Raw genomic sequence first — 21,384 nt, forward strand, 5'->3', positions numbered from 1 at the left:
GGCCTCTTCAGGGAGCCACTGCGCGGGTTGAGCCGTAGCGCTTGATGATCTGTTCGATAGTACCGTCACGTTTCATGCCGGCGACGGCCTCCGCAATTGCCTTGACTGTGCTTGCGGGCATGGCGGGCCCGCCGGCAATCCAGTCGCTGTCTTCATATACGACTTTGCCCACGACAGGGGATGCGCCAAAACGGGACGCATACACGGGAGCGAAAATTTCCGGAAGCACCAGCACCGAAGCGATACGGCCATACTTGAGCATGGCAGCCAAGTCTTCCATGGTGCCGGTTTCCAGTTCCTCTTCCTCCACGCCATTGCGTTCCAGCCACTCCACCACGCTGGAGCCGCGGCGGATGCCGATGCGGCCTGCGGCCTGGGCCGTCTTCAGATCCGCGATCGGACTGGCCCCATCCCGTCTGATAAAGCTGAATCCTACCGAATTGGTTTCTACTATCCACTTGAACAGCGGGGCGCGACTGGGGGTGCGGGAGAACAGCACCAGAACCGCATCTGTCCTGCTGCGCACCTCCTGCATGGCCCGCTTCCAGGGGAGAATGCGGGCTTTGGGCGTGTATCCGGCGCGACGTACCGCCTCCATGCCGATCTCCATCACCATGCCGGGGTTTTCGCTTTCAGTACTGCACATGGGAGGTAAATTATCGCATTCGACATAAATGACCGGGCTGGCCTGCACAAGTTGTTGGCTGGTCATGATGAGCAATGCCGGCAGGTATTTAAGATAGATCATTGTGGGATTTCTGATCTTTAAGGTGGACATTACCAACTTATAGACAGATGCGGGTGGTAATCAATACGCATTAAGCCGTAGTTTTTTCAATATTATCTTCATTTTAATTCAATGAAATCATGCGATATGTGTTGGGATGCCACCGCTCGGCACGCCGTTTGTGAGCGTTGGTGTTTGCCGGAACGCGCGGCGATTGGGCTTGTACCGCGCCTATTCATGGCCACTTGGCGCGCGATTCTTCGCCGCACATCTTGTTAAAGCTTACGCAAAAGACATTTCCCGCTGGCAAGTAGGAAAATAGCTACGCTTACTGTCAGTAAGCTCTCATTGTTGAGAGTGGGTATAAAAATCACAATTCGGTTGTCAATAGCGGAGAGTGATAATGCTACTAGGTAATTTCTTAAAAAATCAGCAGCTTATGCCTAATGCGGAGTCCGGCATTGTCGGGCCGTTGCCGGATGTGGTGCTGAGCGGCGATATCGACCTGGGTTTTGTCCAACCTTGGTATCAACCCAAGCTGGACCTCATCCACGGCGGCATGGCTGGTGTGGAGAGCCTGGCCCGCTATGAGCCGCCGCATGGCCCGTTTTCTCGCAATGGCGGTTTTGTAGAGAAAATTCGCCAAAGCGGTCGTCTGCACAGCATGGTGAAGAAGCTGTTGCGGCTGAATGCTCGAGACATGCTTTGGTGGCGCAAACAGGGCCTGGAAATGCCGGTGTCGGTGAATGCCGAATGGGTCATGGTGGAAACCGGTTGGCTGTTGGATCAACTGAATGAAGTGAGCAAGCAGTTTGACATTCCTCTCAGCTCTTTTCGCGTGGAGGTCACCGAGCACGAGTCCGTAGAAAGCATCGCCCGCGCCACGCGCGCGCTGTCTGATCTGCAAAGTCGCGGAGTCAAGATCGTGCTGGATGATTTCGGCGTGGACAATTCCTCCTTGTCCGTATTGTCGGCATTTCATTTCGACTGCATCAAGATTGACCGGAGGTTCATCCAGGGCATTCATGCCGATATGCGCAATGCGGCCATCGTTGCCGGCATCGTCAATATTGCCGGCAATCTCGGGATGAAAGTGGTGGCGGAAGGGGTAGAGAACATCTGCGATCTGCATGCCTTGGGCCGGATCGGCTGTCATTACGTGCAGGGGTTTCTCTACGGCAAACCGATGAAAGCTGCCGATGTGCTGGGTTTCTACCGCGAAGAGTCTGATATCCGCCGCAGTGCCGAGTCGGCCGACTATCAGGTTGAGTGATCCGCTTGCCACTATCGGCGCAGGGAAGGGTGGTTAGACATGAAATTTTTCGATGGCTATAAAAACCCGACAAATGGCGATGGCAAACTGTACGGGGCGGGTTTGTTGACCGGTGGCGAATCATGTAATGATGACCGCATCAATCTGCCTGTCGCTCTGGCTCTTATGGTGTGCTTCGGGTTCTCTGGCTTGCACCGTGCCTATGTCGGCGCAATGGCGGGTGCCATTCGCATGATGCTGGCTTTTTCGGCCTTTTGCGCCGTTGGTTCCTTGCTGGCCCTGTGGTATTTCGTAGTTGGCAATCCGGTTTATCACCCGGTAGGTATGGTGCTGTCTCTTCAGTTCTGCCTGCTCTTGGCATGTCTGGCCGGCATGTGGCTGGCTGACTTGCGGCGCTTGCTGCGCAATCTCGGCATGATGCCGGCTGCGCAGGTAAAACTACACAATGGAATTACATGAAAACTCGAGTCCTGATCATTGACGACCATCCTTCGCTGCGTCTTGCCCTCAAGGCTATTTTTGGCCAGGATCCTTCCATTGAAGTGGTCGGCGAGGCAGCGACGGCTGACGAGGGGCTGAAATTCCTCGCCAAAGACGTACCGGATGTGGTGATTCTGGACCTGATGCTGCCTGATCTGTCCGGTCTGGATGTCATCGCCAAGATCAAGCACAAGGAGCTGGACTGCAAGATATTGGTGTTTTCCGCCCAGTCCACGGAAATCTATCTGGAAAAGATTGTTGCCGCCGGGGCTAATGGTTTCATCAGCAAAAACTGTACGCCAGACGAGATCTTTTCTACCTTCAAGGCCGTCGTGGCCGGTTTCAACTGTTTTCCCAGCTTTGGCATCCAGCCGATCACCAGTTCGGCCAACCAGCAGCGCCCGCTGGACTTGCTGTCTCAGCGAGAACTGACCGTGCTGATTGCGCTGGCGCAGGGTTTGTCCAACAAGGATGTAGCCAATAAGCTGCACCTCAGCGAAAAAACAGTCAGTACCTACAAGTTCCGGATTCAGACCAAGCTTGGCGTCAATGGGGTGGTGGCGATGGCCAATTACGCCAGAGAAAACGGTTTGCTCTGAGATCATGAGCGTTCATGCGCGCTACCACTTCTTCCCAAGCCAGGCGCTGGGGTTTTTCTGCCTGCTGTTCAGCCTGTGCGTCTCCCTGGGCGCCCATGCGGGCGCTGCACTTTTGTCTGCCGACGAGCGCGCCTGGCTGGGTGCGCATCCCGTGGTGACGGTGGGGGTGGTCGCCGACGATACCCCGCCGTATGTCATCGCCGATAGAGGTGGCGATCTGTCCGGCATCACTATCGACTATCTGCAGGAAATGGGCCGCCTGCTGGGAGTCAGGCTGCCTCCCCGGGTTTATCCGGATCGCGCAAGCCTGCGTGCCGCGCTGGCGCAAGGAGAGGTGCAGGCGGCGGACCTTCCGCCGGATACTGGCGATTTTCGTTTTACACAATCGTTTGACGATTCCCGTTATGTGCAACTGGGGCGGATGAAGGATCGAGGTGCTTTCAGCTTGCGCAAGACACTGGCCTTCTCTACGGGCAGCCTGGATCCGGGGCAAGCTGCAAAGCTGTACCCGGACTGGGTGCTCAAACCCTACGCCACGCCTTTGCAGGCTTTGCAGGCAGTATCCTTTGGCGATGCCGATGCTGCGGTAGAGTTGCTGGTGACGGCCAATTATCTGATCTCGCATTTTCAGCTGCGCAATCTGGAAGTGACGAGGTTTGCCGAACCCGGCGCGGCTGCACGCAAGCTGGCCGTGTTGCCGGCTAACGGCATATTGCTGGGGGTGCTGAACAAGGCGATTCTCAGCGCGCGAGATGACGGTTTTGGCGAGGTGGCCTATAGCTGGAAGGCCATTATCGGACCGCCGTTCAATTTTCCCGCTAAACTGGATCTGACCGAGGAAGAGGAGAACTGGATTCGTCAGCATCCGGTGGTGCGATACAGCGAGCTGTACGACTTGACGCCTTTCATCTTCAAGTCGCCCGAAGGCGGCCCGGCCGGGATACTTCCCGACCTGCTGGAGGAGCTTTCAGAGAAGACGGGGTTGCGTTTTGAAGGAGTGCTGCGGCATAGCCGACAAGAGGTGATCGACGATCTGAAAAAGCGCTCGGCGGTGCTGATTCCCTATATCTACAATGTTCCCGGCGAGGCGGATCGTCTGATGCTGACAACGCCGTTCGCCAATACTTTGTGGGTGATCGTTTCCGACAAGCGCATACCCTACCGCAATGTGGAGTCGCTGCGCGGCCGGCGAATTGCAATGACCGCTGCGCCCTTGCGTATGTGCCAGACCCTGCGCGGCAAGGACTTCGCCACGCTGGTGGAAGTCAGCTCAGTATCCAAGGCTTTTGAGCTGCTTGCCGCGGGCAAGGTGGATGCAGCGGTAGCGGACAATACCATTGCCAATTATGAAATCGGGCAGAACTATCCCGACCAGCTGACTATTACCGGCGCGGCCCTAAGCCGGCCTATTCAGCTGGTGATGGGGGTCAGTAAGAACGAACTCGTACTTGCCGGCATCATGGATAAAGCCATCGGCAGCATACGGGCTGATCATTATGATCTGGTGCAGCAAAAATGGTTGATGCGCAGCCATCCGGAGTACCGCTTTTTCCGCTATCAGACGGAAATCATCGTCAGTCTGACGGTGCTGGGCTTACTGATCATGGTGTCTTTTGGTTGGAGCGTGCTGCTCAAGCGCCAGGTGCGGCTGCGTGAAGCATCCGAGGCGCGCTTGCGCGACGAGCTGGCATTTCAAAGCGCCTTTCTCAACAGTTCGCCGACACCCAGTTTCGTCAGCGATGCCGTGGGCAGCCTGATTTCCTATAATCCAGCTTTTCGCGCGTTCTTCCAGCTGCGCGACGAGGCGTCTTCAGTGTCAATGGCGGGTATTGATGCTCGTTTTGCCCCGTTTTTTCGCGAGATTACTGAGACGGTGCGGACAGTGGCGTCCAGTCGGCAGCTTTCCTTCAGCGAAGTGGCGGTGCCACTGGCGGAGGGGGGCGAGGTCAGCGTCTACCTGTGGGTGGGGCCGTTTTACAGTGCCCGCGGCGAGCTGGCCGGCGTTCTTGGCGGCTGGGTGGACATCTCTTACAAAACGCTGCTGGAAAAGGAACTGCGGGAGGCGCGCGATGTGGCGGAACAGGCCAACCGGGCCAAGTCGTTCTTTGTGTCCACCATCAGCCACGAAATCCGCACTCCGATCAATGTCATCATCGGCATGTTGGAATTGCAGCGGCTTAATCGGCAGTTGCCGGTATCCACGGTGGAGGAGCTTGGAGTGGCCAACGATTCGGCCCAGCATCTGCTGGTGCTGATCGATGACATTCTGGACCTGTCCAAGATCGAAGCGGAAAAGATGGAACTGCACCCGGAGCCGGTCCGCCTTGCCGACAAGCTGGGCAAGCTGGACCGGATGTTCCGTGCGATGGCCAAGCAGCAGGGCATTGCCTTTGAGGTGACGCTTGATGGCGTTTTGCCTGATGTCTGGGTCAGTGTTGATCCGGTACGGTTGCTACAAGTGCTTTCCAACCTGTTGTCCAATGCCATCAAGTTTACCCGGCAGGGGCGGGTGGAGTTGCTTTGCCGACTTGAGAATTCCGACAGCGGTGGCTGCCATCTACGCATGGCGGTGGCGGATACCGGCATTGGCATGTCGGCTGAAGATGTTGGCCGCCTGTTCACGCCGTTTGTGCAGGTGGGCGGCGGAGGGCATCGTCCCAAAGGCACCGGGCTGGGTCTGGTGATCTGCAAGCGGCTGGTAGAGCTGATGGGCGGCGATATCCGCGTGCGCAGTCGCCTTGGAGTCGGCACGACTGTGGAGGTGGCGCTGACTTTGCCGCGCGCGCCGGCGGTGGATCAGCCGCGCGACTTCTGCGTGCCGGCCGATGCGGTGTTTGATCTGGACATCCTTATCGTGGACGATCATCCGGCCAATCTGATTTTGCTGGAATCCCAGCTGGAGCGGCTGGGTTGCAGGGTGGCGAAAGCCGGCAGTGCCTCCGAAGCCATGCTGCTGTATGAGCGGGGCGTGTTTGCAGTGGTGATTACCGATTACTCGATGCCGGAAATCAGCGGGCCGGAGCTTGCTCGGATGATCCGGCAGCATGAGGGGGATGCGGGCAAACCTGCGGCCTTTATTGTCGGCTTCACTGCTTTCAAGCATGGCGAAGTGGAAGCGGCTTGCCGGGAGGCGGGCATGGATGCCTGCCTGAGCAAGCCGGTGGGTATTCACGATTGGGCAGCCTTGCTGGGGCGAAGCTTCCCGGCGGGCCGGCAACAAGGTTTGCCGAAGGTTGCGTCGCCAGTGGATCTGGCTCGCAACCCCGCCTTTATCGCATCCCTGAAAGAAGAAGACGCCAAAGACTGGCAGACGGTCACGCAGGCCATGGCCTCTCGCGACTGGCCCGCCCTGAAAGCCGCTTTGCACAAGATGAAAGGACCGTTCCGTTTGCTGGATGCCAGCGAAGTGGACGACCTCTTTCTGGAAGCCGAGGATCTGTGCGAGGAGTCCGAAGAGGAGTTTCTGCGTGAGGCGCTGTCGCGTTTGCGCCAGACGCTGGATGCTTTCTACGCCGAGCATTAAACCCCTGTCCCGTCGCCAACAACAAAGCCCCGCATTGCGGGGCTTTGTTGTTGATTGTGTGCCGCATCCGGGCCGCCGGAGGTTTAAACCGGCAAGTGGCGCAGAAGATCCTGCGGCTGGTCGATGCAAATATCTGCGCCCCAGGCTTGCGGGTGGTCTTGCTCGGAGATGTAGCCCCAATTGGCCAGCACGGTTTTCATGCCCACCGCACGGCCGGCCTGGATATCGCGTTCCGCATCGCCCACGTACAGGCAGTGGGCCGGATTAATGCCAATCTGGGCGGCGGCGTGCAGCATGGGCGCCGGGTCCGGTTTGGGGACGCCCACGGTGTCGCCGCTGACGGTGACGGATGGCTGTGTAGCGAAGGGCAGGTCAGGCACCAGTCTATCGGTAAAGCGCATGGGCTTGTTGGTGATGATGCCCCAGGTCAGGCCGCGCTCGGCAAGCCCTTGGAGCATCTCGTTGACGCCTTCGAACAGGATGGTCTCGTCGGCAAAACTGTGTTCATAGTGATCCAGAAAACGCAGACGATACTCTTCAAAGCGGGGGTGCTCACGGCTAATGCCGAACCCAAGACTGACCAGCCCGCGCGCGCCATGGCTGGCAATGGGGCGGATGGCGGAGTAGGGCTGCGGCGGCAGGCCTTCTTCGGCCAACAGGCGGTTGAGGGCGGCGCCCAAGTCGCGGGCGGTATCGGCAAGCGTGCCGTCGAGGTCGAAGAGTACGGCTTTGATCATGATGCTGTTTCGTGGCTGCGGGCAGAGCCTCAAGTGTATCGGAAGCCGGGGAGTTGGCGTGAAAAAGGCCGCGCGTCTGCAACGCGCGGCCGTCGGTCAGGGTGTTCAGCGAATGGTTTTGCCGAGGAACAGCTTGTAGGCCGGATTATCGGTTTCCTCCACCCAAGGGTAGCCCAGATTGTCGAGGAAACTGCGGAAGGCGTCGTTGTCCTGGGTCGGTACCTGAATGCCCACCAGCACGCGGCCATAGTCCGCGCCATGATTGCGATAGTGGAACAGGCTGATGTTCCAGTCGGTGCGCATGGCATCAAGGAAGCGCATCAGCGCGCCCGGACGCTCCGGGAATTCGAAACGCAGCACGCGTTCGTCTTTCAGTTGCGGCGCGTGTCCGCCTACCAGATGACGAATATGCAGCTTGGCCAGTTCGTTGTCGGTGAGGTCGATGCCGTCCAGTTCGTTGGCCTTGAGCTCGGTCAGCATGCGCTCTACGTCTTCCTTGCCGCGAATCTGCACCCCGACAAAGACATGCGCCGTGCCGGGGTCGGCGAAGCGGTAGTTGAACTCGGTGATGTTGCGGTTGCCGATCACGGCGCAGAAGCGCTTGAAGCTGCCTGGCTTTTCCGGAATGGTGACTGCGACGATGGCTTCGCGGCGTTCGCCCAGTTCCGAGCGTTCCGACACGTGACGCAGGCGGTCGAAGTTCATGTTGGCGCCGCAGTTGATGGCAACCAGGGTTTGCCCCTGACAGCCTTCGCGTTCGACATAAGCCTTGACCGCCGCCACTGCCAGCGCGCCGGCCGGCTCGACGATGGAGCGGGTGTCTTCAAAGATGTCCTTGATGGCGGCGCAGATGGCGTCCGAATCCACCAGCATGATTTCGTCCAGCAGCTCGCGGCACAGGCGGAAGGTTTCCTCGCCCACCAGTTTCACCGCCACGCCATCGGCAAACAGGCCCACATCCTTCAGTTCGACGCGCTCGCCCTTCTCGATGGACTGCTTCATGGCGTCGGAATCCACCGGTTGCACGCCAATGATTTTCACTTCCGGCTTCAGGCGCTTGATGAAGCTGGCCACGCCAGCCGCCAGGCCGCCGCCGCCGATGGCGACGAATACCGCGTCGATGGGGCCGGGGTGCTGACGCAGGATTTCCATGCCAATGGTGCCCTGGCCGGCAATCACGTCCGGATCGTCAAACGGCGGGATGTAGGTCTTGCCGGTTTCCGCCACCAGTTGCATGGCGTGCTGGTAGGCGTCGCTGAACGACTCACCATGCAACACCACTTTGCCCCCGCGGCTGGTCACGCCGTCGATCTTCACTTGCGGCGTGGTGACCGGCATGACGATGATGGCTTCGCAGCCGATGCGCTTGGCGGACAAGGCCACGCCCTGGGCGTGGTTGCCGGCGCTGGCGGTGATCACGCCGCGCGCCAGTTGCTCCGGCGTCAGTCGCGCCATCTTGTTGTACGCGCCGCGCAGTTTGAACGAGAACACCGGCTGCAGGTCTTCGCGTTTGAGCAGGATGGTGTTGCCGGTGCGGCGGCTCAGGTTGGCGGCGACTTCCAGCGGGGTTTCCACCGCCACGTCGTACACCCTGGAGGTGAGGATGCGCTCCAGATAATCGTCGTGCTTGTCTTGCATGATGATGCGCTTGTCCTTGGCGAGTTCTGTTTTTTTGAACTGCCAGAGTAACAGGAACTCGAAGAACTCGGGAAGCCGTCTTGACCTATTCCGTTTGCGGTGCAGCATGATGTCCGGGTTTTTGCTTTTCCAGGCCCGGTTTTTGCCCCTTTCGGCCAACCGTGCCGCGCTCAGCGTGTATAATCGGCGGCTATTGTTTGCGATCCATTCTCGACGCCCTACGTTGCAAGTCCAATGAAAACTCTGACCCGTATTCTCGTTGCCGCCGCTCTGGCGATGCCCGCCGTTTCCTTCTCCGCCGCTGCTTTCGTTCCGCCCGCGCCGGACATTGCCGGCAAGGCCTATTACCTTGTTGATTTCAATTCCGGCCAGGTGCTGGCCGCGCGCGATCCGGATTCCCGCGTCGAGCCGGCGTCCCTCACCAAGCTGATGACGGCCTATCTCACCTTCAAGGCCATCAAGGAAAAACGCCTGTCGCTGGACCAAACCCTCACCGTGTCCCAGCGCGGCTGGAAGACCGAAGGTTCTCGCATGTTCCTGGACCCGAAGGTGCCGGCCAAGGTCAGCGATCTCATCCGCGGCATGATCGTGCAGTCCGGCAATGACGCCTGCGTCACGCTGGCCGAAGCCATTGCCGGCAGCGAAGACGTTTTTGCGCAGGTAATGACCCAGCAAGCACAGAAGCTGGGCATGAAGAACACCCAGTTCCGCAACGCTACTGGCCTGCCGCATGCCGATCACTACACCACCGTGCATGATCTGGCCATCCTGTCGGCCGCGCTGATCCGCGACTTCCCGGAGTTCTACCCGATCTACTCCATCAAGTCGTTCAGCTACAACAACATTACCCAGCCCAACCGCAACCTGCTGCTGTACCGGGATCCCAACGTGGACGGCATGAAGACCGGCTATACCGATACTGCGGGCTACAACATGATCACCTCCAGCCACCGCGACGGCCGTCGCGTGATTTCGGTGGTGGTGGGTACCGCTAGTCCCGAAGCGCGCGCGGTGGAAAGCTCCAAGTTGTTGAATTACGGCTTGCAGTTTTTCGATACGCCCAAACTTTACACTGGCGGCAAGCCGGTTTCCGACGTGCCGGTCTACAAGGGCGCGACCAAATCCGTGCCGGTGGGTTTTGCGCAGGACGTGTACGCCACCGTCGTCAAGGGGCAGGCTGGCCAGCTCAAGGCCGACATGACCACGACCCAACCGCTGATCGCGCCGATCAAGGCGGGTCAGGTGGTCGGCAAGCTGGTGGTGAGCCAGGATGGCAAGCCGGTGGAAGAGCGCCCGGTAGTGGCGCTGCAGGCAGTGGAAGAAGGCGGCTTCTTCAGCCGCCTGTGGGACAGCATCAAGCTGATGCTGGGCTGGAAGTAAGCCGGCCCACGACAGTATCAACCAGGCGGACGGCCTGCAGCGTGCTGCAGGCCTTTTGCCGTTTTCGCAGTAGTGGACGCTATGTCTGAAAAAATTGAAATCATGGAGTTTCCCTGCCGCTTTCCGCTCAAGATCATGGGCGAGCGGCATGATGAATTCGTCGTCACCATCACAGAGGTGGTGCGCGGCCATGCGCCGGATCTGGCTGATCACGATGTGGTGCTGCGCGAGAGCAGCGCCGGTCGTTTCTATGCCTTGACCGTTACCGTGACGGCCACCTCGCGCGAGCAGCTCGACAACATCTATCTGTCCCTGACTGGCCATCCCATGGTCAAGATGGTGCTGTAAGCCGGGAGCCAGACCGTGCAGCGACTGATCAAGCGGCTTGGCCGTGTCGATTACGAACCCACCTGGCGCGCCATGCAGGCGCTGACGGACGCGCGCGGCGCGGGCACGCCGGACGAACTGTGGGTGGTGGAGCACCCGCCGGTGTACACGCAGGGGCTGGCCGGCAAGCCGGAGCATCTGCTTTGCATGAGCGACATTCCGGTGGTGCAGACCGACCGCGGCGGCCAGGTTACCTATCACGGCCCGGGTCAGCTGGTGGTGTACATCCTGATCGACTTCAAACGGCTTAATATCGGCGTGCGCGAACTGGTGCGCCGCATCGAACAATCGGTCATCGACATGTTGGCCGAACAAGGCATCACCGCCAACGGCGACGTCAACGCGCCGGGCGTATACGTAGACGGGGCGAAAATAGCCTCGCTGGGCTTGCGCATCAAGAACGGGGCGGTGTATCACGGTCTGTCGCTGAATGTCGACATGGACCTGACGCCGTTCTCCTGGATCAATCCTTGCGGCTACGAGGGCCTCAGGGTGACGCAGATGAAGGATTTGGGGGTGGCGAAGACGGTGGATGAGGCGGCGGACCTGCTGTTGCCCCACCTGGAGCGCCATCTGTCCGTGGAGAAGGAGACAGCATGAAGTTGGACAACGAGGCAGGCGTCAAGCACAAAGGCGCCGCCAAGACCGCGCGCATTCCCATCAAGGTGGTGCCGCTGGATGAAAAGCTGAAGAAACCGGAATGGATTCGCGCCAAACTGCCTACCGGCCAGCGTTTCCATGAGATCAAGCAAATCTTGCGCGATCAGAAGCTGCATACCGTGTGTGAGGAAGCCACCTGCCCGAACATCGGCGAGTGCTTCAGCAAAGGTACGGCCACCTTCATGATCATGGGTGATATCTGCACCCGTCGCTGCCCCTTCTGCGACGTTGGTCACGGCCGCCCCAATCCGCTGGACGAGAACGAGCCCCGTCATCTGGCGGAAAGCGTGTCCGCCATGCGCCTCAAGTATGTGGTGGTGACTTCCGTGGATCGCGACGACCTGCGCGATGGCGGCGCCCAGCATTTTGCCGACTGCATTGCCGCCGTGCGCGACATGTCGCCCAGCACCCAGATCGAGACGCTGGTGCCGGACTTCCGCGGTCGCCTCGAGCTGGCGGTGGACATCCTTACCCAGACGCCGCCGGACGTGATGAACCACAATCTGGAAACCGTGCCGCGTCTGTACAAGCAGGCTCGCCCCGGCGCAGATTACGCGCACTCGCTCCAGCTCTTGAAAGACTACAAGGCCAAGAATCCGGATGTGCGCACCAAATCGGGTCTGATGGTGGGCTTGGGCGAAACCGATGAAGAGATCCTCGAAGTGATGCGGGATCTGCGCGCCCATAACGTGGATATGCTCACCATCGGTCAGTACCTGCAACCGTCCAACGGTCATCTGCCGGTGCTGCGCTATGTGCACCCGGACACTTTCAAGATGTTCGAAGAAAAGGCCTACGAGATGGGCTTTGCGCACGCCGCGGTGGGCGCAATGGTGCGTTCCAGCTACCACGCTGACGTACAGGCGCACGAAGCGGGTGTCTGAGACGCGCTTCGGCCAACATGGCAGGGGTGCGACACCTCACCAAAAGCCAGCCCGCGGGCTGGCTTTTTCTTTGGCTGGCGGCTGAGAGCCGGGTCAGCGCGGCGCGGCTGGCGGCAGTTGCCAGAACAAGGGCTGGACAAAGGGCGACCATACCGGCGTGCGCACACCGATGGCGGACAACATGCGCCGCGTCCATTCATTGCAAGTGCTGAGCGGGGAGTAACGGCCGATGCCGGCGTAGAAGGCGTCGTTGCCATAGTAGTGCGCGCCGGCAATCTGCAGCGCGCGGCCATCCGCGCCGGTGGGGGTGGCGGCGCGGATCAGGCCGATCAGCTGGCGGTACTGCTGAACGCTGAGGGGGATCTTGCGCACGTCGGCGCTTTCATGCGGCGCGGGAAGGTGTTCGACGTGCAGCACGCTATTGTCCAGCGCCAGCGCGGAGAGGGCCTTGCCGGGAGTCAGGTCGGCCCATTCCTGTATTTGCAGAAAGAAAACCCGGCTGCCCCAACTGACCGAAACATGGGTGGCGTTTTTTACCCGTTCCTGCCGGGTGGCCTGAGCGGGCGGAAACAGCTGCCGCCAGTCCATATCCGCTGTCGCTGCGGGCATGATGATGGCGGAATGCACGCCGTTGTTTTCCAGATAGATATCCACCCCGCCTGAGGCGGGCTGCCAGTCGCCGTGGCGCGGCAGCAGACCCAGGAGGAGGGCGCTCAGCAAGTAGGGCAAGATGGCGGCCAGCGGCAGCAGGCAGGCCCGCAGCACAAGGTGGAACAGCTTGATTTTGTTTATTGTCATTGCGGTCGTGGGCGATGAGGCCAGCACCATAGCGTCAGTGCGGCGGCGCTGTAGGCCAGGAGATCAAGCGGGTCGAAATGGGTGCCGATGAGGATGCGGGCAAAACGAGAGTGCTGCAGCCCGAGCAAGGCCACCAGATTGAAATACTGCCCGATCTCCACCGCGCAGCAAAACAGCCAGGATAGTGCGATGAGGCGCGTGCGCTCCACCGGCAGCCCGCTGCGCAAAAACTGGTAAACGACCATCAACACCAGATAGTCGCCGACAAAAGGCCTGATCACCCGATCGTGGACAAACAAGGCGATGCAAACCTCCACCAGCACCAGGGCGATGCAGATCAACAAGGGCCGCAGCCGGAATCGCCATATCGCCATCAGCCGCCTCGCGCCTTGCCTTTGGCGGGCGGTTTGAGGAAGGCGCCGCGCACTTCAAAGCGGACGCGTTCCACGCTTTTGTTTTTCTCGCGTACTTCCAGCGTGTGTTTGCCGGGCCAGGGAAACCAGGGCAGCGCGGCACCGGCGCCAATCCGGCGCCCGTCCAGCCACCATTCCGGCCGCGCTACGCCGCGAGCGCGCAATATCATGCGCTGATTGGCGGGCGGGATGTCCGGGTCGATAGCGTAGATGCTGCCGTCTATCGGAGCGACGATGCCGGGCGGTTGCAGTTTGCCGCCATCGTCCGCCACGATCAGCGCGCGTTGGGTGCCGGTTAGAAACCACTCCTGCCGCGCCGCTTCCACATTGTTCTGGTAATGCACATCCTGCCGTATCACGCCGGGCGGCGCGGGTGGCGGCGCAGCCTGTTTGCCGTCGGCCTGTGCGCGGTCCAGCACGGCTTGCCATACGGGGGCCGCGCCATGCATGCCGGACACATCCCACATCGGCTCGCCGCTGGCGTTGCCTACCCAGACGGCCACGGTGAAGCGGCGGGAGAATCCAACCGCCCAGTTGTCGCGCATGTCCTTGCTGGTGCCGGTTTTCACGGCGCTCCAGTAGCGGGTGGATAGCGCGCTTTCCATGCCGAAGGTGCGAGCGCGAGCGGTACGGTCGGAGAGGATGTCCGCAATGATGAAGCTACTGGCGGCGTCCAGCTGCCGTTGTGGTTTGGCCTGCGCGTCGCCCTGTGTCCAGCGCGGGGGCGAGGCCATGCCCTGATTGGCCAGCGTGCGATAGGCATTGGCCAGATCCAGCAGACGGATGTCGGCCGCGCCCAGCGCCAGACTGAAGCCGTAGTAGTCGCCGTCTTGCTCCAGACTGGTCATGCCAAGTTGGTAAAGGCGGTCGCGCAGCGCGGTCGGACTGACCATTTCGATGGTCCGCACGGCCGGAATGTTGAGCGAGGAGGCCAGCGCGGTGCGTACCGATACCAGTCCCTTGAAATCTTTGGCGTAGTTTTGCGGCGCGTACAGGCCGCTGCCGGTTTGCAAGTCCAGCGGGCTGTCATTCAGCAGCGAGGCGGCGGTCAGATAGTGTTTTTCCAACGCCATCTGATAGAGGAAGGGTTTGAGGGTGGAGCCGGCTTGTCGCAGCGAGGTGACGCCGTCCACCTCGGCAGCCGAGGACAATTGCCGGCCGCTGGAACCTACCCAGGCCAGAATGTCGCCGCTGGCGTTGTCCAGCACCACCAGCGCGCCGTCCTGCACATTGCGTTGGGAGAGGGCGGCCAGCTGGCGGCGCAGCACGGAAACGGCAAAACGCTGCAAGCCGGCGTCCAGGGTGCTGCGGATGACGCCGCCCTGTTTGCGCGGCTGGCGTTGCAACAGTTTTTGCGCAAAGTGCGGGGCGTCCTGTTCCGCCAAGGGGTTGGCCGAACGGCTGCGCGAGAGCGCCAGGCGGGTATGGGCGGAGACGGTTTCGCAGCGCGGCGCGCGGCCCATGTCCTTGAGCAGGCGGCAGGCGCGGTCGCCTACCTTGTCGGGACTGGCGCCGGGCGCGCGGATCAGCGCCACGGCAATGGCCGACTCCTCCATGTCCAGCCCGGATGGCAGTTTGCCGAACAGGGTGGACGATAGCGCGGACAGCCCCACCAGTTCGCCGCGAAAGCCCACCAGGTTGAGGTAGGCCTCGAGGATCTCCGCTTTGCTCCAGTGGGTTTCCAGCCAAGCGGCAGACCATCCCTGGCCCAGCTTCTGCCACAGGCTGCGGCCATTGCGCCCGGCCTTGAGGTCGTCGTTGAGCAGGCCCGCCAATTGCATGGTCAGCGTGGAGGCGCCGCGGGTGCGGGTATTCCACACATTGGCCCAGGCGGCGGCCGCCACACCGGACCAGTCGATGCCGCTGTGTTGGTAAAAGCGTTTGTCTTCAGAGAACACCAGCGCCTGACGGAAGGCCGGCGAGGTGTCCGCCAGCGTCACCCAGTCCTGGCGGCGCACGGTCTTGTCCACGCGCACGCGTTGCAGCGCCACGCCGCGATGGTCTTGCACGAGCAGGTCTGAGCTGGTCCAGCCTGATTTGATGTCCTTGAAGCCCGGCTGGGCCTCCGCCTGCGCCAAACAGAGCAGGAGGCCGCCGGCGATAAACAGTTGCTGCGTTTTATTCACCCGCGGCAACCTTGAACACCGGGTTGGGCAGCATGCCGAACACATCCGGCGCGTACAGCCCTTCCACGCGGGTGGGCGGCAGGCGGAAACTGCCCGGATTGTTCAGGCGCAGGTTGTATTCCACCTTGAAGCGCCCGCGCGGGATGTAGCTGAAATAAGCACGGTAACCGGATTGCTTGCGCTCCACATAGTCCGGCGTTTCGCTGTCGCGGCTGACTACGTCATTGATGGCGGAGTCGCGTCCCAGGCCGCTGCCCAGGATGGTGCCGCCGCCCGGGATGGGGTCGTTCACCACCACCCATGTCATATCGCTCTGGGCTTCGATCTCCAGCGTCACTTTCACCACATCGCCGGGCTGGTACTGGCCCGAGGTTTTCTGGCTGACCGGGGAAAGGGTTTTCTTGATGCTGTAACCGGCGTAGCGCGGCGCTTTCAATACGATGGCCGCTTCCGCCTGTACGGTGGCCCAGGGCGAGCCGCTGCCGTCATGGCGCAATTGCAAGGTGCCCTTGCCGCCGCCCGGCCAGCTGAGGGCCATGGACTGATGATTGGCTTGCGGCCAGCGAGCGCTGTTTTGCGCTGCGCCGAGCGAGGCGCTGGTGGCACCGCTCACTGGCGTGGACTCGAACTGGCGGGAGAAGGCGGCTACCGCCAGGCTGCCCCACAAGTTGGCGGTGGTGGTGCCCCAATGGCCTTTTTGTTGGCGCGCCAACAGACCGGTGAGCAAGCGCGGCATGTCCGCCTGCCAGTCAGGCAGCTGGCGTACGGTCAGCAGCAGGCGGGCGGCGTTGACATCGCCGTTGCTCATCAGCCACCAAGCGTTGTCCTGGGCCTCACTGCTGAAGCCCATGCGCGTGCCCTGATAGGTGAGGCGGGCGCGCAGCAGGTTGCCGGCTTCGGCCAACCTTGTCGCCCGTTGCGGGATATCCGGCGCCCGATTCAGCAAGGACAACCAGTCCACCAGCATGGCGGTGCCCATCTTTTGCGGGTTGAGGTCCATCACGTCCAGCATGGCGGGGCGGAAGCGGCCATAGCGCGACAAGGCTTCCATGGCCGCCAGCCTGCGCTGGTCGGCATCTTGCCGCGACAGCGGCAGCTTGCGCGCGAGGCGGCCTTCCACAAAGGCGGACAGGCCATCCAGCATGCGCTGGCGCTGTGCTTCCGGGATGGTTTCGCCGGCTTCGCTGGCCACCGACAGCACGTAGGCGGTGAGGTTGTCGCTGCCCCAGTCGCGCACGCCTTCCGGCAGCGGGAAGTAGGCGGCCAGGCCGTCCTGATCAAGATACAAGGGCAGATCATTCATGATTTGCTGCCAGCGGGCGTGGTCGCTCAGACCCAGCGCCACCGAACTGCGTTGCTCCAGGCAGCTGTAGGGGTAGTCAAGGAACCACTGGCGTACGCCGGGCAGGCTGTTGCCTAGCTTGTCTTGCAGCGTCACGCGGATGGCGCCCTTGCCGGGCAAGGCGCCTGGCGGCAACGCTACCGGCATTTGCAGGGAGGGGGCCAGTCTCAGCAGGGTGGCTTGCTCCACGGTGATGGGAACGGCGGTTTCCACTTGCTGGACAAAGGCCAGTTTGTCAGCGCCCTTGCCGCCGGTTTCGCGGCTGGAGAACGTCCATTTGAGTTCGCGGACGCCTTCGGGGATGACTACCGGCCAAGTCACCAGCCGGGCGTCGCCGGCGGGCAGCTCCAGTTGACGGGCGGCCAGCGGCGGCATGCCCGGAGCGGACCCTCCCACCGTCAGCTTCATCGGGTGGTCGCTGCCGTTGCGGACGGTTACGCCGGCTTCCAACTGATCGCCTTCGCGCACCAGCGGGGGCAGCCCGGAGCTCAGTTGCAAGTCCTGCACCACATTGATGGTGTTGTCGCCGGTGCCGAACAGGTCTTGCCCCGCATCGGCCACCGCCACCAGGCGGAAGCGGGTGAGGGCGTCGTTGGTTTGCAAGTGGATGCGGGCAGACCCGTTGGCGTCCAGTTTCACTGCCGGTTGCCAGGCGAGGAGGGTGTCCAGCAACTCGCGGGTGGGCGCCTTGCCCCCGCCGCCGCCCGGTGGCAGCGATTTGCGGCCGTAATGGCGCTTGCCCACCACTTCAAGCTGGGCGGTGGCCATTTCCACGCCGTAGCTGTGGCGCTGGTACATGGCTTGCATCAGGTCCCAGCTGGTGTTGGGTTGCAGTTCCAGCAGGGCTTCGTCAACGGCGGCGAAGGCGACTTCGCTGCCTGCGGGCGCGGGTTTGCCGTTGGGCAGGGTAACGCGCACGGTAACGTCCACGCCTTCGCGAATGCCATAGGTCTTGCGCGCCGGCGTTACGTCCACCTTGAGGCGGCGGCCGCTGTCGCCCACCTGGATTTCAGCGATGCCGTATTTGAAGGCGGGGCGGGACAGATCTACCAATGCCGTGGGCGGGGTGTAGTCGCGGCCTTCGTTCCAGTAGGCGTCCCACCACTCGCCGGGGGTTTTCCAGCCCCAAGTGAAGAAGGAATACCAGGGGACGTCGCGCACGCGGCCGCGCACGGCCAGTACCGAGACGTAGACATTGGGCGTCCAGTCCTCGCCGACCTTGAGGTCGAACCAGGGCTGCTTGCCTTCCAGTTCGATGACGCGGGTTTCCATGATGCCTTCGCGCTCGATGCCGATCCAGGCAGTGGCCTTGCGGAAGGGCATGCGCACCTGGAAGCGTGCGGTTTCGCCCGGGGCGTAGCCGGGTTTTTCCGGCAGGATGTCGATGCGGTCGTTATTATCCACGTCGAACCACAGCTCGTCATGCTGGCTGACCCAGACTTCCTGCGAGCTTTGCACCGTATTGCCCTTGCCGTCGTCCGCTTCCGCTATCAGCTCCATTTGGCCGGCGTCCTTAAAGCTGACGTCGCACAGGAAGAAACCACGGGCATCGGTTTCGCCTGAGCACACCTTGCCCTTGTCCTGCGTCTCTTCGCTGTGTTCCCAGGCATAGAAACCGCCCACCAGACGCTTGCGGCTTGAGAGGTAGACGTGCTCGCGCAGGCGCAGCGTCACCTTGCGGCCAGCCAGCGGCTTGCCCGAGGTGTCGAGGGCCACCGTTTTTACTTGTAGATTACGGCCGGTGCTGATCCAGTCTTCGGTGCTAACGCCCAGCTGGATGGCGGCGGGCCACAGCGCTAGACGGCGGGTGAGTGTTTGCACTTCGCCGTTGGGGTCGCGGTAGGCGGCTTCGGTGACCAGATCATAGCGGCGGTCCAGCTTGGGTAGCGGCGCGCTCACGGCCTTGCTGTTGCCGTTGTCGTCCAGTCGCAGGCTGGCCTTGTTGAGCACGACTTTGCCGTCCAGGCCGGATTCGCTTTCCTCCCGCTCGCCGCGCGGGGGGGAGAAGTTGAAGTTTTCATAACCACGCGGGCGGTCATAATTGCTGGCGAGCATGGCGCTCAGCTCTACCGGCCAGCTCTTGGCGGGGCCGCCGTTGAGCCAGGACAGCGATACCTTGAGCGGGATTTCTTTGGCGGCAATGCCGGCGTCCTTGACGCTGCTGATGCGGCCGCTCATCACCGGCAGGCGGAATTCTTCCACGCGGAAGCTGCCGCTGTGCAACTGATAGCCGTCCAGTTCCGGGCTGGAGGGCTGGTCGGCATCGCCCGGCGCGCGCTTGCCCTTGCGCTCGAGAAACACGGTGTATTCGCCCAGCTTGGCGTCCTTGGGCAGCGTGAAGCTGCTCAAGGCATAGCGGCCGCCGCGCCAGTCCAGCGGCAGCACGATCTCGTCATGGCTGCCGTCGTGGATCAGTCGCGCCTGTTGCGGCAGTTGGCCTGCCTTGAGCAAGGACAGGCCTTTCATGCCCTGAGCGCGGATGAAGTGCTTCATCGAGACGGTTTCGCCGGCGCGGAACAAGGCGCGATCCATCACGGTATGCGCCAGCAAGGAGGAGCCGCCGTCGGAGCTGGTGGGGAAGGGGAAGCGCCAGGATTCGATGCCGCGATTCCAACTGGAGCGGACAAAAGACACATCATCATTGCCGTCCTTGTCCTTGGCGCGCGCCACGACAAACAGGCCGGACTGCTCATCGCCGCCGCAACTGGCGTCGGTCAGGCTGCCCTGTACGTTGGCCACGCCGTTGCGATTGGTCTTGCCTTTCCATAGCGGCGCGCCTTTGCAGTCGTAAATGGCAATGGCGGCATCCGCCACCGGCTTGGCCTTGTCCAGCGTGGTGACCCACACCGCGGCATTGTCCGGCGCGCGCTTCAGGTGCACCGCCATATTGGTGACCAGCGCGGCGGTGCGCACATACATTGGCCGGTTGGCGGCCAGCAGCGACTTGCCGAGCAGGCGGGAAGAGACCTCCACCACATACAGGCCCGGCTTGGGCAGCGGAATGCCCACTACTTCAAACGGCCATTTGCCTTGCTTGTCCGGCTGGGTGGGCAGCGAGAGCGGTTTGGCGGTCTTTTCTTTTTCCAGCAATGAGAGACGGCGGCTTTCAATGGTTTTCTTGCCGACGGTGATGCCCGACTCGTGATAGCGCATCACCTTGCCCAGCCAGCTCAGCATTTGCTGATCGTCGGTGACTCGCATGGCTTGTCCGCCCAGCTGGACGGCCTTGATGTTGAGCCCGGCTTCCACGCCGCGCAGCGTGATGGGCAGAGCGGCGTCAGGGCCGGATTCGATGATGCCGAAGGGGGCAGCGGCAAATTTCGCCAGTGGCGGAAAATCCGCCAGCCCAACTTGCAGCGGGAAACGATCGGCGTTGGCGGCGCTTCGGCCAACCTCGTCGCTAAAATCGCGCGGCAGGCTCAGCATGAGTTTGCCCAGCGGGGGGAAGGGCGGCGCAAAGGTGATGCTGTCCAGCGGTTCGCCCTTGCTGCGGCTGGGCGCTTGCGGCGCGCGCTCGCCGTCTTCGCCTTTCAGGCGCACGGCCAGCGCCAGTTTTTCCGGCACTGGCGAACTGAAATTCAAGGTAATGGGCTTGAAGGGAATGCAGGCGCCCTTGGCATTTTCGCGCTCGCAACTGAGGGTGGCGGTAAAGGGTGGACGCACGGTGAAGTTGGCGCGATCAGGCGCGGCGTTGCCTCTCAAATGCACCAGCGTGAGCTTGCTGCCCGGCGCCAGCCGTTGACCGCAGCGTACGGTGGCGATGGAAGCGGCTTCCTTTTCCAGGTTGAGATGCTTGAGTAAGGCGTTGCGATCCGCTGCGCCAAGCGGCTGGACCGGCAGCCGTTCCGGCACGGCGGACGACTGACAGTAAAGTGTGGAAGCCGGCTCGGCCCGGCCGTTGAATTGCAATACAAAGGCCTGATCCTCTTCAATCTGGCCGTCGTCCGGCCATTGCCTGGTTACCACGGCCGGACCGGTGAAGAAGCGGTAGCCTGCGCCAGCCACCGCGTTGCCCTGCCGGTCCTTCAGGCCGGGCCGCAGGCTGAAGCGGCAATCAGTATTGGCCTGCGGGGTTTCGCTGACATCCAGCACCCAGGTTTTGTCGTCCACCCAGTGGCCCTTGGCCTTCAACTGGCAGCTCCAGTTGAAGGGCGCGGGCGCGGCGCTGTTGCCGAAGGCGATCATGCTGGCGTCGAAGCTGGCGCGAATCTGTGTCACCTCCTTGACTTCGCCCTGCGGCGAGAAAGTGGTGACGCCGGCATGGGCGGCGGTGACGGCGGTCAGTACGGCGGCAATCAGGAATCGGGCGGCAAAGCGGGGCATGATGGTGTCCGATTGAAGAGGTGTCGCCATGATAGTCTTTTGTCATTACGGATGACAGCTATCGCGGTTGCTGTCCATGTGGATTGCAAACGCA

At 61.6% G+C, this 21,384-nt stretch carries 15 protein-coding genes; 8 read left to right on the forward strand and 7 right to left on the reverse strand.

Translation table 11 applies throughout. From position 1 onward, the window contains the following. Positions 1-7: 7 nt before the first annotated feature. Entirely contained in the window at positions 8-778 is a 771-nt protein-coding gene (locus tag Q0P52_RS01830) for a transporter substrate-binding domain-containing protein (protein ID WP_293764626.1), read from the reverse strand. 388 nt (positions 779-1,166) lie between these two features. Here Q0P52_RS01830 and Q0P52_RS01835 point away from each other — a divergent pair, with 388 nt between their 5' ends. The 4 genes from Q0P52_RS01835 to Q0P52_RS01850 are packed head-to-tail and all read left to right on the forward strand — an operon-like array spanning position 1,167 to position 6,602. Further along, positions 1,167-2,000, forward strand: a complete 834-nt coding sequence (locus Q0P52_RS01835; protein WP_293764628.1) for an EAL domain-containing protein — start codon at positions 1,167-1,169, stop codon at positions 1,998-2,000. Between the two features lie 39 nt (positions 2,001-2,039). Further along, positions 2,040-2,459, forward strand: coding sequence for a hypothetical protein (locus Q0P52_RS01840; RefSeq protein WP_293764630.1), 420 nt, complete (start codon positions 2,040-2,042; stop codon positions 2,457-2,459). After that, positions 2,456-3,079: a response regulator transcription factor gene (locus Q0P52_RS01845; protein WP_293764632.1), complete on the forward strand. Its 624-nt coding sequence runs from the start codon at positions 2,456-2,458 to the stop codon at positions 3,077-3,079. Before Q0P52_RS01840 ends, Q0P52_RS01845 begins: the two co-directional genes overlap by 4 nt. A gap of 4 nt (positions 3,080-3,083) precedes the next feature. Further along, a complete protein-coding gene (locus Q0P52_RS01850) occupies positions 3,084-6,602 on the forward strand; it encodes a transporter substrate-binding domain-containing protein (RefSeq protein ID WP_293764634.1) in 3,519 nt (1,172 codons plus the stop codon). A gap of 83 nt (positions 6,603-6,685) precedes the next feature. Here Q0P52_RS01850 and Q0P52_RS01855 read toward each other — a convergent pair whose 3' ends face one another. Continuing rightward, on the reverse strand, positions 6,686-7,339 hold the full coding sequence (locus tag Q0P52_RS01855) for an HAD-IA family hydrolase (protein WP_293764636.1): 654 nt from the start codon (positions 7,337-7,339) through the stop codon (positions 6,686-6,688). Positions 7,340-7,444: 105 nt separating this feature from the next. Next, positions 7,445-8,977, reverse strand: coding sequence for a threonine ammonia-lyase, biosynthetic (gene ilvA / locus Q0P52_RS01860; protein ID WP_293764638.1), 1,533 nt, complete (start codon positions 8,975-8,977; stop codon positions 7,445-7,447). A gap of 234 nt (positions 8,978-9,211) precedes the next feature. Here ilvA and Q0P52_RS01865 point away from each other — a divergent pair, with 234 nt between their 5' ends. The 4 genes from Q0P52_RS01865 (at position 9,212) to lipA (ending at position 12,288) form a co-directional block, all read left to right on the forward strand. Then, positions 9,212-10,357, forward strand: coding sequence for a D-alanyl-D-alanine carboxypeptidase family protein (locus tag Q0P52_RS01865; protein ID WP_293764640.1), 1,146 nt, complete (start codon positions 9,212-9,214; stop codon positions 10,355-10,357). Positions 10,358-10,438: 81 nt separating this feature from the next. Next, the gene (locus Q0P52_RS01870; RefSeq protein ID WP_293813647.1) at positions 10,439-10,705 is read left to right on the forward strand and encodes a DUF493 domain-containing protein; all 267 of its coding nucleotides are present in this window, start codon (positions 10,439-10,441) and stop codon (positions 10,703-10,705) included. A 15-nt stretch (positions 10,706-10,720) separates the two neighbouring features. Next, positions 10,721-11,344, forward strand: coding sequence for a lipoyl(octanoyl) transferase LipB (lipB, locus tag Q0P52_RS01875; RefSeq protein ID WP_293764644.1), 624 nt, complete (start codon positions 10,721-10,723; stop codon positions 11,342-11,344). Then, the gene (gene lipA, locus Q0P52_RS01880; RefSeq protein WP_293764647.1) at positions 11,341-12,288 is read left to right on the forward strand and encodes a lipoyl synthase; all 948 of its coding nucleotides are present in this window, start codon (positions 11,341-11,343) and stop codon (positions 12,286-12,288) included. The genes lipB and lipA overlap by 4 nt, the downstream gene beginning before the upstream one ends. A 93-nt stretch (positions 12,289-12,381) precedes the next feature. On the opposite strand, the gene Q0P52_RS01885 is transcribed toward lipA, so the two are convergent. The 4 genes from Q0P52_RS01885 to Q0P52_RS01900 are packed head-to-tail and all read right to left on the reverse strand — an operon-like array spanning position 12,382 to position 21,320. Beyond that, positions 12,382-13,086: a TIGR02117 family protein gene (locus tag Q0P52_RS01885; RefSeq protein ID WP_293764650.1), complete on the reverse strand. Its 705-nt coding sequence runs from the start codon at positions 13,084-13,086 to the stop codon at positions 12,382-12,384. Next, on the reverse strand, positions 13,083-13,460 hold the full coding sequence (locus Q0P52_RS01890) for a DUF2809 domain-containing protein (RefSeq protein WP_293764653.1): 378 nt from the start codon (positions 13,458-13,460) through the stop codon (positions 13,083-13,085). The genes Q0P52_RS01885 and Q0P52_RS01890 overlap by 4 nt, the downstream gene beginning before the upstream one ends. Beyond that, positions 13,460-15,625, reverse strand: coding sequence for a penicillin-binding protein 1C (gene pbpC / locus Q0P52_RS01895; protein ID WP_293764656.1), 2,166 nt, complete (start codon positions 15,623-15,625; stop codon positions 13,460-13,462). The genes Q0P52_RS01890 and pbpC overlap by 1 nt, the downstream gene beginning before the upstream one ends. Continuing rightward, entirely contained in the window at positions 15,618-21,320 is a 5,703-nt protein-coding gene (locus Q0P52_RS01900) for an MG2 domain-containing protein (RefSeq protein WP_293764658.1), read from the reverse strand. The genes pbpC and Q0P52_RS01900 overlap by 8 nt, the downstream gene beginning before the upstream one ends. Between the last annotated feature and the right edge of the window lie 64 nt (positions 21,321-21,384).

This window comes from uncultured Aquitalea sp. (assembly GCF_945957525.1).
Lineage (GTDB): Bacteria > Pseudomonadota > Gammaproteobacteria > Burkholderiales > Chromobacteriaceae > Aquitalea.

Excerpts from the sequence above, each read along its gene's own strand:
- Q0P52_RS01830 (WP_293764626.1), bottom strand. The coding sequence starts at position 778 with ATGTCCACCTTAAAGATCAGAAATCCCACAATGATCTATCTTAAATAC.
- Q0P52_RS01835 (WP_293764628.1), top strand. The coding sequence starts at position 1,167 with ATGCCTAATGCGGAGTCCGGCATTGTCGGGCCGTTGCCGGATGTGGTG.
- Q0P52_RS01840 (WP_293764630.1), top strand. The coding sequence starts at position 2,040 with ATGAAATTTTTCGATGGCTATAAAAACCCGACAAATGGCGATGGCAAA.
- Q0P52_RS01845 (WP_293764632.1), top strand. The coding sequence starts at position 2,456 with ATGAAAACTCGAGTCCTGATCATTGACGACCATCCTTCGCTGCGTCTT.
- Q0P52_RS01850 (WP_293764634.1), top strand. The coding sequence starts at position 3,084 with ATGAGCGTTCATGCGCGCTACCACTTCTTCCCAAGCCAGGCGCTGGGG.
- Q0P52_RS01855 (WP_293764636.1), bottom strand. The coding sequence starts at position 7,339 with ATGATCAAAGCCGTACTCTTCGACCTCGACGGCACGCTTGCCGATACC.
- ilvA (WP_293764638.1), bottom strand. The coding sequence starts at position 8,977 with ATGCAAGACAAGCACGACGATTATCTGGAGCGCATCCTCACCTCCAGG.
- Q0P52_RS01865 (WP_293764640.1), top strand. The coding sequence starts at position 9,212 with ATGAAAACTCTGACCCGTATTCTCGTTGCCGCCGCTCTGGCGATGCCC.
- Q0P52_RS01870 (WP_293813647.1), top strand. The coding sequence starts at position 10,439 with ATGTCTGAAAAAATTGAAATCATGGAGTTTCCCTGCCGCTTTCCGCTC.
- lipA (WP_293764647.1), top strand. The coding sequence starts at position 11,341 with ATGAAGTTGGACAACGAGGCAGGCGTCAAGCACAAAGGCGCCGCCAAG.
- Q0P52_RS01885 (WP_293764650.1), bottom strand. The coding sequence starts at position 13,086 with ATGACAATAAACAAAATCAAGCTGTTCCACCTTGTGCTGCGGGCCTGC.
- Q0P52_RS01890 (WP_293764653.1), bottom strand. The coding sequence starts at position 13,460 with ATGGCGATATGGCGATTCCGGCTGCGGCCCTTGTTGATCTGCATCGCC.
- Q0P52_RS01900 (WP_293764658.1), bottom strand. The coding sequence starts at position 21,320 with ATGGCGACACCTCTTCAATCGGACACCATCATGCCCCGCTTTGCCGCC.